The 16,496-nt window shown below is 62.7% G+C and carries 16 protein-coding genes and 1 pseudogene; 12 read left to right on the top strand and 5 right to left on the bottom strand.

Going from position 1 to position 16,496, the window contains the following annotated elements; translation table 11 throughout:
- Nucleotides 1-3 precede the first annotated feature (3 nt).
- Both CR917_RS20795 and CR917_RS20790 read right to left on the bottom strand, forming a co-directional pair.
- Nucleotides 4-1,971: a MacB family efflux pump subunit gene (locus tag CR917_RS20795; protein ID WP_104572888.1), complete on the bottom strand. Its 1,968-nt coding sequence runs from the start codon at nucleotides 1,969-1,971 to the stop codon at nucleotides 4-6.
- Nucleotides 1,972-3,150, bottom strand: a complete 1,179-nt coding sequence (locus CR917_RS20790) for an efflux RND transporter periplasmic adaptor subunit (protein ID WP_104572887.1) — start codon at nucleotides 3,148-3,150, stop codon at nucleotides 1,972-1,974. It lies immediately after the preceding gene.
- 255 nt (nucleotides 3,151-3,405) lie between these two features.
- Here CR917_RS20790 and CR917_RS20785 point away from each other — a divergent pair, with 255 nt between their 5' ends.
- From CR917_RS20785 to CR917_RS20765, 5 genes and pseudogenes are all read left to right on the top strand, one after another.
- Nucleotides 3,406-3,882 carry a sigma-70 family RNA polymerase sigma factor gene (locus CR917_RS20785; protein WP_104572886.1) on the top strand — a complete coding sequence of 159 codons (477 nt, stop codon included), beginning with the start codon at nucleotides 3,406-3,408 and terminating at the stop codon, nucleotides 3,880-3,882.
- 169 nt (nucleotides 3,883-4,051) lie between these two features.
- A complete protein-coding gene (locus CR917_RS20780) occupies nucleotides 4,052-4,537 on the top strand; it encodes a histidine kinase (RefSeq protein WP_104572885.1) in 486 nt (161 codons plus the stop codon).
- A gap of 84 nt (nucleotides 4,538-4,621) precedes the next feature.
- Nucleotides 4,622-5,938, top strand: coding sequence for an MFS transporter (locus CR917_RS20775; protein ID WP_104572884.1), 1,317 nt, complete (start codon nucleotides 4,622-4,624; stop codon nucleotides 5,936-5,938).
- Between the two features lie 125 nt (nucleotides 5,939-6,063).
- A protein-coding gene (locus CR917_RS20770; protein WP_104571780.1) for an IS3 family transposase occupies nucleotides 6,064-7,283 on the top strand; the annotation gives its coding sequence in 2 pieces (ribosomal slippage) (nucleotides 6,064-6,412 and nucleotides 6,412-7,283; 1,221 coding nt in all).
- Between the two features lie 50 nt (nucleotides 7,284-7,333).
- Nucleotides 7,334-7,534, top strand: a pseudogene (locus CR917_RS20765) (AMP-binding protein); the annotation flags it as partial.
- 122 nt (nucleotides 7,535-7,656) lie between these two features.
- Here CR917_RS20765 and tyrS read toward each other — a convergent pair.
- Nucleotides 7,657-8,856 carry a tyrosine--tRNA ligase gene (tyrS, locus tag CR917_RS20760; RefSeq protein WP_104572883.1) on the bottom strand — a complete coding sequence of 400 codons (1,200 nt, stop codon included), beginning with the start codon at nucleotides 8,854-8,856 and terminating at the stop codon, nucleotides 7,657-7,659.
- A 210-nt stretch (nucleotides 8,857-9,066) separates the two neighbouring features.
- Between tyrS and CR917_RS20750 the strand changes: the two genes are divergently transcribed.
- Nucleotides 9,067-10,479, top strand: a complete 1,413-nt coding sequence (locus CR917_RS20750) for a peptidoglycan DD-metalloendopeptidase family protein (RefSeq protein ID WP_043859836.1) — start codon at nucleotides 9,067-9,069, stop codon at nucleotides 10,477-10,479.
- 3 nt (nucleotides 10,480-10,482) lie between these two features.
- On the top strand, nucleotides 10,483-11,574 hold the full coding sequence (locus tag CR917_RS20745) for an anhydro-N-acetylmuramic acid kinase (RefSeq protein ID WP_043859835.1): 1,092 nt from the start codon (nucleotides 10,483-10,485) through the stop codon (nucleotides 11,572-11,574).
- Between the two features lie 55 nt (nucleotides 11,575-11,629).
- On the opposite strand, the gene erpA is transcribed toward CR917_RS20745, so the two are convergent.
- Together erpA and argC are read right to left on the bottom strand one after the other, a co-directional pair.
- On the bottom strand, nucleotides 11,630-11,980 hold the full coding sequence (gene erpA / locus CR917_RS20740; protein ID WP_043859834.1) for an iron-sulfur cluster insertion protein ErpA: 351 nt from the start codon (nucleotides 11,978-11,980) through the stop codon (nucleotides 11,630-11,632).
- Between the two features lie 156 nt (nucleotides 11,981-12,136).
- Entirely contained in the window at nucleotides 12,137-13,171 is a 1,035-nt protein-coding gene (gene argC, locus CR917_RS20735) for an N-acetyl-gamma-glutamyl-phosphate reductase (protein ID WP_043859833.1), read from the bottom strand.
- Nucleotides 13,172-13,310: 139 nt separating this feature from the next.
- Between argC and hemJ the strand changes: the two genes are divergently transcribed.
- The 5 genes from hemJ to CR917_RS20710 all read left to right on the top strand — a co-directional run bounded on the left by hemJ (nucleotide 13,311) and on the right by CR917_RS20710 (nucleotide 16,462).
- Nucleotides 13,311-13,736: a protoporphyrinogen oxidase HemJ gene (gene hemJ, locus CR917_RS20730; protein WP_043859832.1), complete on the top strand. Its 426-nt coding sequence runs from the start codon at nucleotides 13,311-13,313 to the stop codon at nucleotides 13,734-13,736.
- A gap of 22 nt (nucleotides 13,737-13,758) precedes the next feature.
- Nucleotides 13,759-14,715, top strand: a complete 957-nt coding sequence (locus tag CR917_RS20725) for a nitronate monooxygenase family protein (protein WP_104572882.1) — start codon at nucleotides 13,759-13,761, stop codon at nucleotides 14,713-14,715.
- A gap of 27 nt (nucleotides 14,716-14,742) precedes the next feature.
- Nucleotides 14,743-15,204: a DUF805 domain-containing protein gene (locus tag CR917_RS20720; RefSeq protein WP_104572881.1), complete on the top strand. Its 462-nt coding sequence runs from the start codon at nucleotides 14,743-14,745 to the stop codon at nucleotides 15,202-15,204.
- A 72-nt stretch (nucleotides 15,205-15,276) separates the two neighbouring features.
- A complete protein-coding gene (locus CR917_RS20715; RefSeq protein WP_104572880.1) occupies nucleotides 15,277-16,050 on the top strand; it encodes an SDR family oxidoreductase in 774 nt (257 codons plus the stop codon).
- 73 nt (nucleotides 16,051-16,123) lie between these two features.
- Nucleotides 16,124-16,462: a histidine triad nucleotide-binding protein gene (locus tag CR917_RS20710; protein WP_058541844.1), complete on the top strand. Its 339-nt coding sequence runs from the start codon at nucleotides 16,124-16,126 to the stop codon at nucleotides 16,460-16,462.
- Nucleotides 16,463-16,496: the final 34 nt, after the last annotated feature.

Raw genomic sequence — 16,496 nt, 5'->3', positions numbered from 1 at the left:
GGTTCATTCACTGGTGAGGGCCTTGACCGGATCGAGACGGGCGGCTTTGCGTGCGGGCATGAAACCGAATACCACGCCGGTGATGACCGCGCAGGTGAATGCGCCAAGCATGGCGCCCAGGGTAAAGGCCACGGCAATGTCGGCCAGCAGCAGGCCGCCGCCGATCAACAGCGCCAGGGCAATGCCGGTGATGCCACCGACCATCGACAGCAGCACCGCCTCGCTGAGGAACTGGCGCAGGATGTCGCGCTGGCGGGCGCCGGTGGCCATGCGGATGCCGATTTCGCGAGTGCGTTCGCGCACGGTCATCAGCATGATGTTCATCACCCCGATGCCGCCCACCAGCAGCGAAATGGCTGCGATTGCGCCCAGCATCAGCGACAGGGTGTTCTGGGTGCGCGCCTCGGCCTGGATCAGCGCCGCATCGTTGGTCAGCTCGAAATCATGCTTGCCGTTGTGCAGGCGGCGCATCAGGTGATCGATGGCCTGCTCGGTTTCCTTGACCCGGCCCGAGTCGACTGCGCCGATGGTGACGTACTCCGGATCGCGGCTGCCGAACAGGCGCACGGCAGCGGCGGAGTAGGGCACCACGATGCGGCCATCGCTGTCCTGGTTGCCGGAGCTGGAACCTTTTTCGGCAAGTATGCCGATGACCTGGAAGGGCACGTTGCCGATCAGGATGTACTGGCCAATAGGGTCGCCGGCATCCTTGAGGAGTTTTTCCCTGACCTTGTGACCGATCACCGCGACGGCTGCGGCAGCATGTTCGTCAGCGTCGGTGAAAAAGCTGCCTTCGACCACCGGCCAGTTGAAGATCTCGGGGAAGTGGGTGTTGTTGCCGCCGACGTAGAAGCGCTGGTTGCTGTTGCCGTAACGCACCGTCAGTTCGCTGCCGATGACCGGCATGATCATCTTCACCTGCGGTAACTGCGCCACTGCTGCCACATCGTCGAGGGTCACCACTCCGGCGGGGGCGTTGTGCGTTGGCTCGCTGCCGCTGAGGTAAAGGATGTTGGAGCCGAAGGCGGCCATCTGCGCCATGACCTGGCGCTTGCTGCCTTCGCCGACGGCCAGCATCACCACCACCGAGGCCACGCCGATGACGATGCCGAGCAGGGTCAGGGCGGTGCGGAAGCGGTTGATCCACATCAGGCGCCAGGCGGCCTGCAGGGCTTCGATGAGCTCGCCTTTCCAGGCCCCGCTCTGGGTGGCGCCGCGGTCCAGGCGCTGGCGCAGGTCGTCTGCATTCAGGCTGGCCACCGCTGCGCGCGCTGGCGCCGCCGCGTTGGCCGAGTCGCTTAGGATCAGGCCGTCGCGGATCTCGATGATGCGCTTGGCGCGCGCGGCGACTTCGCGGTCATGGGTGATCAGGATCACGACGTGGCCCTGGCCTGCCAGTTCGTCGAGCAGGCTCATCACTTCGGCGCCGCTCTGGCTGTCGAGGGCGCCGGTGGGTTCGTCGGCCAGGATGATGTGGCCGCCGTTCATCAGCGCGCGGGCAATCGAGACGCGTTGTTGCTGACCGCCGGACAGCTGGTGCGGACGGTTGCCCGTGCGGGTGGCCAGGCCCAGTCGGGCCAGCAGCCCGGCCGCGCGGGCATGGCGCTCGGCGGCAGGGGTACCGGCGTAGATTGCCGGCATCTCGACGTTTTCCTGGGCCGACCCGGAGGCGATCAGGTGGTAGCCCTGGAACACGAAGCCGAAGGCTTCGCGACGGATCCAGGCCAGTTCGTCGCTGTCCAGTTCGGCGACATCCTTGCCAGCAAAGTAGTACTGGCCGCTGGTGGGGCGGTCGAGGCAGCCCAGGATGTTCATCAGGGTCGACTTGCCCGAGCCCGAAGCCCCGACGATGGCAACGAACTCACCGGGCTGGATGGCCAGGCTGATACCGCGTACCACCTCGACCTTGGGCGTGTCGATGCCGCCGTAGGATTTGCGTATGTCGCGCAGTTCGATCAGGGGCGTGGACATTCAGCCTCCACTGGCGGCGGGCGCGCCGATCAGCAGGGTGTCGCCCTCGGCCAGGCCTTCGAGGATCTGCACGCGCAGGCGATCGCTGAGGCCGGCGCGAACCTGGCGTTGCTCGACCTTGCCGTTGGGGTGCAGTACCTGGACCAGGCGCATGTCGTTTTGCCGGGCATCGGGCTCCAGCGCCACGATCGGGGCAGTGAGCACGTTGCTGGCCTGGCCGGCGACGAAGAACACCTGGGCGGTCATTTCCGCCATCAGGGAATTGTCGACGTTGTCCACGTCCAGCAGGACGGTGTACAGCACGACCTTGCCCCCACCGCCGGAGGCGCTGGAGCTGGTGGGGCTGCCACCGCCCTGGCTGATCTGGTCGAGCGGCTTGGGCGGTACCGGCAGGATCTGGCGCACGGTGCTGCTCCAGCGGCGCTTGCCGCCGGCCAGGGTGGTGAAGTAGGCCTGCATGCCGGGTTTGACGTTGCCGATGTCGGCCTCCGAGACCTCAGCCCATACGGTCATCGGCGACAGCTTGGCGATGCGCAGGATCAGCGGTGTTTGCTGCTGCGCGTTGAGTGTCTGGCCCTCACGCGCATCCACGGCGACCACCGTGCCGGACATCGGCGCGTAGATACGCGTGTAGCCCAGCTCTGCCTCGTCGCTGCGCAGGCTGGCCTGGGCCTGCAGGATCTGCGCCTGGAACATGCCGATGCGTGCCTGGGTGACTTTCAGTTGTGCCTGTGCGGTCTGCACATCCTCTTCGCGGGTAGCGCCGCTGGCGGCCAGTTGCTGCTGGCGCTTGAGCTGATGCTCGGCCAGGGTGTACTGGGCGCGCTGCTCCTGCAGCTGGGCCTTGAGGTTCTCGATCGAATAGCGGCCTGCATCGAGGCGTGCCTTCTGGGTCGAAGGGTCGATCTCGACCAGCAGTTGGCCTTCCTCGACGTGGTCTCCGGTTTCCACATGCAACTTGCGGATCTGTCCCGAGGCCTGGGCGCCGACATCGACATAGCGGCGTGGCTGCAGGGTGCCGAGTGCTGTCACGCTGCTTTCGATGTCGGCGCGGGTAACCTTGATGGTGTTCGAGGGCTCACCACCCAATGGCAGGGTTTGCCAGGCCGCCAGGCTGCCGGCGGCGAGCAGGCCGAGGCCGCAGAGCAACAGGCGGCGATTTTTCGTAAGACGTGTCATGCGGGCTTCCAGCCAGAAGGGTTGACCCGCGAGTTGCTGGCGTAGACAGCGCAGGCACGGGGGCTCCTCGTTAGACGAGCTATATGCGCAGGAATTTACCGGCGCACATTCAGGGTCGCAGGCCGTGCAGTCGGGTAATCTGCGAGGCGTGACGGAGGTTGCTGAGAATAATAATAATTTGTATTGTTGCCTACTGGCTTCACCCTGATTCTCCATTCTCGGCGCTTTAGCGCCGAATCCTGGCCAGGTGTCGTTTTGGAAAACTACTATCGCGAACTGGTGAGCTTTCTGTGTGTTCGGCTGGGCAGTCGCCAGGCGGCCGAGGACGTGGCCCACGACGCTTATGTGCGAGTGCTCGAGCGACATGGCGAACAGCAGATCGAGTATCCGCGGGCCTTTCTCTACCGTACCGCGCTGAATCTGGTGATCGACGACCATCGGCGTAGTCAGGTGCGGCACAACGAGCCGCTGGAAGTGCTCGACACCGACGAGGCATTCCGTTCGCCGGCGCCCTGCCAGCGCATGGACATGGATCGCCGACTGGAGCTGATGCAGCAGGCGTTGGGGGAACTAAGCCCTGGGTGCCGGGACAGTTTCCTTCTACGCAAGCTGGAGGGGCTTTCTCACCAGCAAATTGCCGAAAGACTCGGAATTTCTCGCAGTCTGGTGGAAAAAAATATCGTCAATGCCATGAAACATTGCCGGGCGCGGATGCGCCAAAATTCCGTCTGATGCACTGGTCAGCAACAAACAATTGAGGCTGTGCCTTGATTTCCCGGCATTTCCCTACAACTATCTATCAGATCCGTCACCTGACGTAATGCCTGTCGCAGCCTGAGGTTTATCGTGGCGTAGTAGCGGTCAAGGAATGTCTTCCATGCTCTCTATCCAGGCCCTTCCGATGCCCGACAAGTCCATGCGAATCCTGATTGCCGATGAGCACCCCATCCAACTGCTGCAGTTGGAGAAGATGCTCAACGGCCTGGGGTATTACCGGATTGCCCCTGTCGAGACCTTCGACGACCTGCAGCGCCTGGTGCAGAACGCGCTTTTGCCGTTCAGTCTGCTGGTCGGAAATATCGACCTGGCCAGCCACGTGGGGGTCGATCTGGAGCGGTTCTGTCGCGTGAGTACGCAGATCCAGCATGTGCTGCTGTATGAGTCGCAACACCTTCGCGTACCTGCGGTGCCTGCTGGCCAGCGTCAGGCGGTGAGCGTCAGCCTGCCCAAGGTGCCCGACAACGAGGCCCTGCAGTCCTTCATGGCTATCATCGATGCCCCACTGCTGCTGGGGCAGTTGCCCAACCCCGGGTACAGGCCTGCTGGTAACGCGCCCCCCATGCGCCGCCTGAACATGGGGCATACGGTGTTCCCTCGCGAGGCCTGAGCCGTTCGCCGCTTTTTGGTATGCTCTGCGCCTGTCCTGGCGCGCCTTGCTGCGCGCAGTGAGCCTATCGAAGCGGATGCCTTTATGACTGCCACCAACCCTGCGCGCCCGCTGCGGCTTTCGCGCGACGACCACAAGACCCTGGGCCTGGCGGCGCTGGGCGGTGCGCTGGAGATCTACGATTTCATCATATTCGTGTTCTTCGCGCTGACCCTGAGCCAGCTGTTCTTCCCGCCCGAGATGCCGGAGTGGCTGCGTCTGCTGCAGAGCTTCGGGATCTTCGTCACCGGGTACCTGGCGCGGCCGCTGGGCGGCATCCTGATGGCGCATTTTGCCGATCACCTGGGGCGCAAGAAGGTGTTCAGCCTGAGCATCCTGATGATGGCGCTGCCGTGCCTGCTGATCGGGGTGATGCCGACCTATGCCGACATCGGCTACGCGGCGCCGCTGATCCTGCTGGGCCTGCGCATTCTGCAGGGCGCGGCGGTGGGCGGTGAGGTGCCAAGTGCCTGGACCTTCGTCGCCGAGCATGCGCCGGCCGGGCGGCGGGGCTATGCGCTGGGTTTTCTGCAGGCCGGGCTGACGTTCGGCTACCTGCTGGGCGCGCTGACCGCCACGGCGCTGGCCCAGGTGTTCACCGCCCAGGAGATTCTGGACTACGCCTGGCGCTATCCATTCTTGCTGGGCGGGGTGTTCGGCGTGATCGGGGTGTGGCTGCGCCGCTGGCTGAGCGAGACGCCGGTGTTCCTGGCGCTGCGCGAGCGGCGTGAACAACCGGTGGCCTTCCCGCTGCGCACGGTGCTGCGCGAGCACCGCCGCGCGCTGGTACCGGCGGCCCTGCTGACCTGCGTGCTGACCTCGGCGGTGGTGGTGCTGGTGGTGATTACCCCGACGGTGATGCAGCAGCGTTTCGGCATGAGCGCGGCCGACACCTTCGCCCTGAGCGCGCTGGGTATCGTGTTCTTGAACATCGGTTGCGTGCTGGCCGGCTTGCTGGTGGACCGGGTAGGTGCCTGGCGCGCGCTGATGGTCTACAGCCTGTTGCTGCCGTTGGGAGTGGGGGCGCTGTATGCCAGCCTGATCGGCGGCTGGGGCTGGACCGGGGTGGCCTATGCGCTGGCAGGGCTGGCCTGTGGTGTGGTGGGGGTGGTGCCGTCGGTGATGGTCGGGCTGTTTCCGCCGGCCATTCGCGTGTCGGGGATTTCCTTTACCTACAACCTGGCCTATGCGCTGTGGGCCAGCACCACGCCGCTTATGCTGATTGCGCTGATGCCGTGGAGCCCATGGGTGTGTGTGGGGTTCTGCCTGCTGATGGGCACGGTGGGCCTGCTCACGGCGGTGTACTTCAGTGCGCGGGAGGACCTGCGGGCCGGGGATGAACTGGTGTTGGCGAAGGTGTGAGACCGTTTGCTCGAACGCCTTCACGAAAAAGCCCCCAGCGCCGCAAGGCGTGGGGGCTTTTTTTGTGGGCGTGTCCCGTCCTGAATAAGGTTTACACCTCCCATCCCGAATTTCCGGAGAGTCAGATGGAGCAAGGTGTAAAGCGCACACAGCGTGATTACTCACTGTCTTTTAAATTGGCGGTGGTTGATCAGATTGAAAAAGGCGAACTGACCTACAAGCAGGCCCAGGTGCGGTATGGCATCCAGGGACGGTCGACGGTTCTGGTATGGTTGCGTAAGCACGGTCGGCAGGATTGGAGCCAGGGGGCCTCGATCCGCGACGAGAGGAGCTGCGCGATGTCTGACCCCAAAATGCTCACTCCAGAGCAGCGAATCAAAGAGCTTGAGCAGCAGCTTGAGCTGATGAGCCAGAAGGCCCAGTTCTTTGAAACGGTCGTTGATGTTCTGAAAAATGACTATGGTGTCTCGGTCGTAAAAAAGCGATCCGGCAAGTCCTCTCGCAAGGTCAAGTCGCAGGACTGAGCATTGCCAGGGCTTGTCAGTTTCTAGGCATCAGTCGACAGGCTTACTACAAGCGCAACCGAGCTGCTGATGGCAAAGAGCGCCAGGCAGATCGGGTGGTTCAGTTTGTTCAGCAAGTCCGGCTGCGCCAGCCCCGTCTGGGTACCCGTAAGCTGCACTATTTGCTGCATTGCCAACCTGACAAACGATTCCAGGTCGGCCGAGATAGGCTGTTTCAGGTCTTGGGAGAGCGCCGTTTGCTGGTACTGCCCAAGCGGGCATACCACAAGACAACACAGAGCTTTCATCGCTTCTACCGCCATCCCAACTTAATCAAGCCCGGTCCAAGCCAAGTCGTTCCGACAAGGCCGGAGCACGTCTGGGTTGCCGACATTACTTATCTGCCCGCACGTAACGGCCCGCTGTACCTGAGCCTGGTAACGGACGCGTACTCCAGGAAAATTGTTGGTCACCACGTCCATGAAAGCCTGCATGCCGAGTCAGTAGCGCAAGCCTTCAAGCAGGCCTTACGAAAGCGACGTCGTCGCCAGCCATTAGTCCACCATTCGGATCGAGGCATCCAATATTGCTCGGCGCTATACCAGTCACTGCACCAACGGCACGGCGTTCAGTGCTCCATGACTGATGGGTATGACTGCTACCAGAACGCGCTGGCTGAGCGAATCAACGGAATCCTCAAGATGGAGCTGCTGTTAAGCAGACCTGAAGATCTGGAGCAAGCGAGGCAGATGGTTGATGAGGCAGTGCAGATCTACAACACAGAACGGCCCCATATGGCCCTGAAAAACAAAACGCCCGATGCGGTGCATCGGGCGTTTTGAGGCCTATCGGCCTACCTGAACAGGTGTAAACCTATTTCAGGACTAGACANAAGGGCGCGTTGCTCGCGCACCACAACGTGCTACGCCTGTTTGCCGCCACCGAACACTGGTTCAACTTCGGGCCGAGTGACGTGTGGAGCCTGTTCCACTCCTATGCCTTCGACTTCTCGGTGTGGGAAATCTTTGGCGCGCTGCTGTATGGCGGCAGGCTGGTCATCGTGCCGCAGGCCACCAGCCGGGCGCCGGAAGAGCCGGAAGTGGGGCGAATTATAGAGAGATTAAATCGTGCGTCAAGGGCTAATTTGAAACTTTCGCAAAACAAAGCAAACCAGCCCTTCTCTATATAGGAAGGGCGGCTTACGCCGCCCTCTCTTTATTCAGCCTTCAGACTGATACGTGCAAACGCCTTCTTGCCCGCCTGACACACATGGGTGGAGCCCAGCTCGAAGACGAAGCCACGATCAACGACCTCACCATCGACCTTCACGCTTCCTGCCGCCAGCAGATCACGGGCTGCCGCCGAGTTCTTGACCAGGCCCGCCTTGTTCAGCACAGCAGAAATCGGCATGGCCTCGGTAGCCAGTACGTCGATCTGCGGCAGGTCCTCCGGCAACTCCCCATCCTTCATGCGATTACCCGCTGCGCGGTGGGCATTGGCCGCAGCCTCCTCACCATGGAAGCGGGCCACGATCTCTTCAGCCAGCTTGATCTTGATATCCCGCGGGTTGGCACCAGCAGCCACTTCAGCACGGAACCCATCGATCTCTTCCATGGAGCGAAAGCTCAGCAGCTCGAAGTAACGCCACATCAACGTATCAGGGATCGACACCAGCTTGCTGTACATCACCCCTGGTGCTTCCTGGATACCTACATAGTTACCCAGCGACTTGGACATCTTCTTCACGCCATCCAGCCCTTCGAGCAATGGCATGGTGACGATGTTCTGCGCCTCCTGGCCGTAGCCACGCTGCAGCTCGCGCCCCATCAGCAGGTTGAACTTCTGGTCGGTACCGCCCAGCTCGACATCGGCATTCAGCGCCACCGAGTCATAGCCCTGCACAAGCGGATAGAGGAACTCGTGAATCGCGATCGGCTGGTTGCTGGTATAGCGCTTGTCGAAGTCGTCGCGCTCGAGCATGCGCGCCACGGTGTACTGTGAAGCCAGGCGAATGAAGTCGGCCGGGGTCAGCGCGTCCATCCAGGTAGAGTTGAACGCGACCTCGGTCTTGGCCGGATCAAGAATCTTGAACACCTGCTGCTTGTAGGTCTCGGCGTTCTCCAGCACCTGCTCGCGGGTCAGCGGCGGGCGTGTGGCGCTCTTGCCGCTCGGGTCACCGATCATGCCGGTGAAGTCGCCGATCAGGAAGATCACCTGATGCCCCAGTTCCTGGAACTGGCGCAGCTTGTTAATAAGGACGGTGTGCCCCAGGTGCAGATCCGGCGCAGTCGGGTCGAAACCCGCCTTGATCCGCAGCGGTTGCCCGCGCTTGAGCTTCTCGACCAGTTCGGCCTCGACCAGTACCTCTTCCGCACCACGCTTGATCAGCGCTAGCTGCTCTTCAACCGACTTCATAACAGACCCGCAAGGCTCAGATTCAAAGGGCCCCAACCATACAAGATCAGCCATCAAATACAAGTTTTTGCCCCGGATGTGACCGCACACCCGACTGATGACGTCTGCGCGCTTGCGCTGAAGGGGATTTGGTTATATTTTATACAGTTATTTCATCTTCATCATGTCATTCATCTTTTCCAATCCATCTTTTTCAAAGTCAATCTACCTATGACCAACGAACCGACTAAAGCGCCTCCGCTTTATCCGAAGAGCCACCTGTTGGCCGCCAGCGGTATCGCCGCCCTGCTCAGCCTGGCCTTGCTGGTGTTCCCCTCCAGCGAGGTCGAAGCCAAGAAAACTACCCTTAACCTCGAGCTGGAATCCCCTGCCGAGCAGCTGAAGCAACAGGAAACCACCCAGGCCGACGTCCGCGAAGAAACCACCGCCTCGCCGTTCGCCCAGATTGACACTGCCCCCGCGCCCACCGAAGAAACCGCCAAGACCGAACCCACCCCAACTGCCGAACCCGCCAAGGATCCAAGCCACCGCGAAGTCACCGTGGCCCGTGGCGACACCCTGTCGACACTGTTCGCCAAGGTCGGCCTGCCGGCCAATGTGGTGCACGAGGTGCTTGCCAGCAACAAGCAGGCCAAGCAATTCAGCCAGCTCAAGCATGGCCAGGTACTGGAAATCGAACTGGACAAGGACGGCCAGCTGGCCAGCCTGCACAGCAAGGTCAGCGATCTCGAGACCATCCGCCTGACCAAGGGCGACAAGGGCTATGCCTTCAACCGTGAAATCACCAAGCCAGTGGTTCGCTCGGCCTACGTGCACGGCGTCATCAAGAGTTCGCTGTCGGCTTCCGCGCAGCGTGCCGGCCTGAACCATTCGCTGACCATGGACATGGCCCGCATCTTCGGCTACGACATCGACTTCGCCCAGGACATCCGCCAGGGTGACGAATTCGACGTGATCTACGAACAGAAAGTGGTCAATGGCAAGGTGGTCGGCAACGGCAACATCCTGTCGGCACGCTTCACCAACCGCGGCAAGAGCTTCACTGCGGTGCGCTATACCAACAAGCAGGGCAACACCAGCTACTACACCGCCGACGGCAATAGCATGCGCAAGGCGTTCATTCGTACCCCGGTGGACTTCGCCCGCATCAGCTCGCGCTTCTCGGCAGGTCGCAAGCACCCTATCCTGAACAAGATCCGCGCCCACAAGGGCGTCGACTATGCAGCGCCGCGCGGCACGCCGATCAAGGCCGCCGGTGACGGCAAGGTACTGCTGGCCGGTCGTCGTGGAGGCTACGGCAACACCGTGATCATCAAGCACGGCAATACCTACCAGACCCTGTACGGGCACATGCAGGGCTTCGCCAAGGGCATCAAGACCGGCGGCACGGTCAAGCAGGGCCAGGTGATCGGCTACATCGGCACCACGGGGCTGTCCACCGGGCCGCACCTGCACTACGAGTTCCAGGTCAATGGCGTGCACGTCGACCCGCTCGGACAGAAGCTGCCAATGGCCGATCCGATCGCCAAGGCTGAACGCCAGCGCTTCCTGCAGCAAAGCCAGCCGCTGATGGCGCGCATGGAACAAGAGAAGGCCACCATGCTGGCCTCGGCCAAGCGCTAAGCCATGGCCCTGTATCTGGGAGTGATGTCCGGCACCAGCCTCGATGGCCTGGACATCGCCTTGATCAGACAGGAGCAGCGTCTCACGCTGCTCGCTACTCATTACATTCCGATGCCCCAGGCGCTGCGCGACGACTTGCTCGCGCTGTGCGCCAGCGGCCCCGACGAAATTGCCCGCGCCGCCCTGGCCGAGGCTGCCTGGGTGAGACTGGCCGCCGAGGGCATTCAGCAATTGCTGGCCGAACAGCACCTGCAGCCTGCAGATATCCGCGCTATTGGCAGCCACGGACAGACCATTCGCCACGAGCCTGCCCAGGGCTTCACCGTGCAGATCGGCAACCCGGCGCTGCTGGCAGAGCTGACCGGGATTACAGTGGTCAGCGATTTTCGCCGCCGCGACGTGGCTGCCGGCGGCCAGGGGGCCCCCTTGGTGCCGGCCTTTCACGAAGCGCTGTTCGACAATCAGGGCGAGCGCCTGGCAGTACTCAACGTCGGCGGCTTCAGCAACCTGAGCCTGATCGAGACCGGCAAGCCGGTCAGCGGCTTCGACTGTGGCCCGGGCAACGTACTGCTGGATGCCTGGATCAACGAGAAACAAGGTCACGGCTATGATGCCGACGGCGCCTGGGCGGCCACAGGCCACGTCATCCCCGGGCTGCTCGCCAGCCTGCTCAGCGATCCGTTCTTTGCCGGCACCGGTCCCAAGAGTACCGGCCGCGAGGTGTTCAACCTGACATGGCTGCGCAAGCACCTGGCCGGCCAGCCCCCCGGCAGCGATGCCGACGTGCAGGCCACCCTGCTCGAACTTACCGCCCACAGCATCGTCAGCTCGCTGCAGGCGGCGCAGACAGCCACCCAGGCGCTGCTGGTCTGTGGCGGCGGCGCCCACAACGGCACACTGATGAAGCGTCTGGCCTGCCTGCTGCCCAACGCCCGGGTCAGCAGCACTGCCATCAACGGCGTCGATCCAGACTGGGTGGAAGCCATGGCGTTCGCCTGGCTGGCACACTGCTGCCTGGAGGGCATCGCCGCCAACCGCCCCAGTGTTACTGGCGCCAAGGGCCTGCGCGTTCTGGGCGCGATCTACCCCGCCTGAACGCACACAGCAAAACGCCGCGCAGAGGCGCGGCGTCAGCAGTACTGCCTGTAACTCAGATCGAGAACGAAGAGCCGCAACCGCAGGTGGTGGTGGCGTTCGGGTTCTTGATGACGAAACGCGAACCTTCCAGACCTTCCTGGTAGTCCACTTCCGCGCCCGCCAGGTACTGGAAGCTCATCGGGTCGACCACCAGGGCAACACCCTCGCGCTCGACGATGGTGTCGTCTTCAGCCACATCTTCGTCGAAGGTGAAGCCGTACTGGAAGCCCGAGCAACCGCCACCGGTCACGAACACGCGCAATTTGAGGCGATCATTGCCCTCTTCATCGACCAGGGTCTTCACCTTGTGCGCGGCACCCTGCGTGAATTGCAAAATCGTGGGGGTGAAGGATTCGACGCTCATGCTGACTTTCTCCCGGCGCTGTTGCCGCCTTAATGCGTGATGACGCGCATTATCCGCTTCTCCGAGAAAATCGGTCAACAATAGAAGCAGCGGCAGGCCGCAAGCGACAAGCGGCAAATGCCGCCCTATGCCCGCTTGCAGTCTGCCGGTTGCGCCTTAAGGCAGCAGCCCGGCGTGGGACAGGCCCATACGCTCGTCCAGACCGAACAGAATGTTCAGGTTCTGTACCGCCTGGCCCGAGGCCCCCTTCACGAGGTTGTCGATTACCGACAACACCACCACCAGATCACCCCCTTGCGGGCGATGCACGGCAATGCGGCATACGTTGGCCCCGCGCACGCTGCGGGTTTCCGGGTGGCTGCCGGCTGGCATCACGTCGACGAACGGCTCATTGGCGTAGCGTTTTTCGAACAGCGCCTGCAGGTCGACCGAGGTGTCGGCGACGGTGGCATACAAGGTCGAATGAATACCGCGGATCATCGGCGTCAGGTGAGGCACGAACGTCAGGCCGACATCACCACCGGCTGCCCGGCGCAGGCCCTGACGGATCTCGGGCAGATGGCGGTGGCCTTTCACCGCGTAGGCTTTCATGCTTTCACCGGCTTCACAGAACAGCGAGCCAACGCTGGCACCGCGGCCCGCACCACTGACCCCAGACTTGCAGTCGGCAATCAGGCGCGAGGCATCAGCAATGCCCGCTTCCAGCAACGGCAGGAACCCCAGCTGGGTCGCGGTGGGGTAGCAACCCGGCACGGCGATCAGGCGGGCGCTGCGGATCTGCTCGCGGTTCACTTCCGGCAGGCCATACACCGCATCCTTGAGCAGCTCTGGCGCGCCGTGGGGCTGGCCGTACCACTGCGCCCACTCATCGGCGTCCTGCAGTCGGAAGTCGGCCGACAGGTCGATGACCTTGGTGCCGGCTGCCAGCAACTCGCCGGCCAGTGCATGGGCCACGCCGTGCGGGGTGGCGAAGAACACCACGTCACAGGCCGCCAGGGTCTTGGTGTCCGGCACGCTGAAAGCCAGGTTGTCGTAGTGGCCACGCAGGTTCGGGTACATCTCGGCCACCGGCAGGCCCGCTTCGGAACGCGAGGTGATGACTGCCACTTCAGCCTGTGGATGCTGTGCCAACAGACGCAGCAGCTCGACACCGGTGTAACCCGTGCCGCCGACGATACCGACCTTGACCATATACCTGCCCCTTTCAACGAACCGACTGGAAAACCACGGATAATATGGGCCCACAGCCTTGGTAACAACCGTTCGGGTGACGCCTGCACACACAAGCCACTACTATCTGACGACCGTGAACCTGAAGGACTACCTAAAAATGCTGTTTCTCTGGATCAAAGCCCTGCACATCGTCAGTGTCGTCTGCTGGTTTGCCGGCCTGTTCTACCTCCCTCGCCTGTTCGTCTATCACGCCCAGAGCCAGGACACCATCAGCCAGGAACGCTTCGTCACCATGGAGCGCAAGCTGTACCGCGGCATCATGGGCCCGGCAATGATCGCGACCTTCGTGTTCGGCATCTGGCTGCTCAGCCTCAACCCCGACTTCCTCAAGCAGGGCTGGATGCACGCCAAGCTGACCCTGATCATTCTGCTGACCGGCTACCATCACATGTGCGGCGCCAACGTGAAGCGCTTCGCGCGCGGCGAAAACACCCGCAGCCATGTGTACTTCCGCTGGTTCAATGAAGTGCCTGTGGTCATCCTGTTGCTGATCGTCATCCTGGTCGTGGTCAAACCGTTCTGATCCTCCACTCCGAGAGCCCGCCATGTCATTGCCCGCCCTGCTTGAACAACGCCTGCGCCTGCCCGTGGTGGTAGCGCCGATGTTCCTGATTTCCAATCCACAGCTGGTCCTGGCCTGCTGCAGCAATGGCGTGGTGGGCAGCTTCCCGGCGCTCAACCAGCGTGACAGTGCCGGCTTCAGGGCCTGGCTGGAGCAGATAGAGGCGGGCCTGGCCGGGCTCGACAACCCCGCGCCCTATGCGGTGAACCTCATCGTGCACCCCAGCAACCCGCGCCTGCAGGCCGATCTTGCGATCTGCATCGAGCACCGCGTGCCCATCGTCATCACCAGCCTGGGTGCGGCAAAGGAAGTGGTCGATGCCGTCCACGGCTATGGCGGCCTGGTGTTCCATGACGTCACCACCCGGCGCCATGCCGAGAAAGCCGCCGAGGCCGGCGTGGACGGCCTGATCGCCGTGGCGGCGGGTGCCGGTGGTCACGCCGGTACGTGGAGTCCTTTTGCCCTGATTGCCGAAATTCGCCAGTTCTTCGACAAGACGCTGCTGCTGGCAGGCTGCCTGAACCGCGGCCACGAAGTTCTGGCCGCGCAACTGCTGGGCGCAGATCTCGCGTACCTGGGCACCCACTTCATTGGCAGTACCGAAAGCCAGGCGCCTGACGCCTACAAACAAATGCTGCTGGATGCCAAGGCAGCCGATATCATCCACACCGCCGCAGTGTCCGGGGTGCCAGCCAGCTTCATGCGTCAGAGCCTGGAAAACGCCGGGTTCGACCTCAACGCTCTGGGCAAGTCGGGCGAAAGCCGGCTCAAGCCACTGGATGACGAGGCCAAGGCCTGGAAGACCGTATGGTCCGCCGGCCAGGGCGTCGGCGCCATCGACAGCCTGGGCACGGTTGATCAACTGATCGCTCGACTCGACCACGAATACCGCCAGGCCCAGGCCGCGGCGATCCAGCTGGGCCAGCACCGGCCTGGCTGAACCACTCTCAACGGCAAAGGAAGCCCGATGCGCGACACCTACATCAACCCCCTTCAACTGAACAACGAAAAGCTCAGGGTCATGAGCGTGCGCGGCCGCATTGGCAGGGTGCGGCTACTGGCCTGGAGCCTGGTGCTGATTGGCGCAGTGTTCGGGACAGTGCTGCTGGTTGCACTGATGTCCTCGCTCTCCAAAGACCTGGTCGCCGCCATCGTGCCGATGTTGCTGGCCGCCAAGATCTTCAGCCTGGTGTTCATCGCCCGGCGCCTGAGCGACCTGGGCTTCAATGGCTGGTACAGCCTGTTGACCCTGATCCCCTACTACATCGGCAACCTGGTTTTCCTGGCCCTGCTGTTGATTCCCGGCAACCCCGCCAGCAATCGTTACGGGCCGCCACCGCCCCCCAACACCAAGGCGGTTATCGTGGTGGCCTCGCTGTGGATACCGTTCATGGCGTGGGGTATCTACATGACTGCCCTCAACGGCTGACCGCAGCCTTTACCTGCTCCAGTCTGTAAACTAGGCGCCAGCCGCACCGCCCCCTGCCGATTGGAGAACTGCATGACCCGTTACGCCATGATCACCGGCGCCTCCAGTGGCCTGGGCCTGGCATTGGCCGAGGCCCTCGCGCGCCGGGGGCGCAACCTGATACTGGTGGCCCGGCAGCGCGACCTGCTGGAAAGCATCGCCCTGGAACTGACCCAGCGCTTCGGCGTGGAAGTGCTACTGCGCGCCTGCGACCTGGGCGAGCCATTGCGCCTGTCCGGCTTTCTGCTGGAGCTCGAGGAAGGTGACAGACAGATCGACCTGCTGGTCAACTGCGCCGGCATCCGCACCTACGGGCACTTCCTGGCCCAGGAATGGGGCGACGAGCAGGACATCATCGAGGTCAACATCCTCGCCCTCACCCGCCTGTGCCATGCGCTGGGCAACGCGATGGCGGTGCAGGGTGGCGGGCAGATCCTCAATGTCGCGTCGCTGGCCGCCTTCGCTCCCGGCCCCTGGATGACCACCTATGCGGCGAGCAAGGCTTATGTGCTGCATTTTTCCGAAGGCCTGCGCGAGGAACTCAAGCAGACCGGTATCAAGGTTTCGGTGTTATGCCCCGGCCCGGTTCGATCGCCGCTGCGGCGCATCCCCCGGCTGGACAACGGCAACCGCTGCATGAACCCCGAGGAAGTGGCCCTGTACACCGTGCGCGCACTGGAAAAGAACCGCGCACTGATCATCCCCGGTCGGCGCAACCGCTGGCTGGCCGCCAGCCCGCGTTGGCTGTCGCGCTGGCTTGCGCGCAAGCTGGCCGGCGCAATCAACCGGGCCTACTGCCCACGCTGAAGCGAATCGGCACTGGGCGAGCAAGCGGCGCCTGAGTACACTCAAGCCCGAACCCCACCATGGAGCAAGCGTTGTGGAAACTCTGTTCACAAAGATCATCAACCGGGAGATTCCGGCCAGGATCATCTACGAGGACGACCAGGTTCTGGCCTTCCACGATATCGCCCCCCAGGCGCCGGTGCACTTTCTGGTCATCCCGAAAAAGCCGATCCGCACCCTCAACGACCTCACCGAAGAAGACAAGGGTCTGGCCGGTCATATCCTGTTCACCGCCCAGCGACTGGCCAAGGAACTGGGTTGCGAGGAAGGTTTCCGCGTGGTGATGAACTGCAACGAGCAGGGTGGACAGACCGTCTACCACATCCACATGCACGTGCTCGGCCAGCGCCAGATGACCTGGCCGCCGGGCTGATCCAACGCAAGCCCTGTCATCTGGATTGGGTTAA

The organism is Pseudomonas sp. BRM28 (assembly GCF_002939405.1).
In the GTDB taxonomy this organism is placed as follows: Bacteria; Pseudomonadota; Gammaproteobacteria; order Pseudomonadales; family Pseudomonadaceae; genus Aquipseudomonas; species Aquipseudomonas palmensis.
This window is presented reverse-complemented; position numbering and strand designations above follow the sequence as displayed.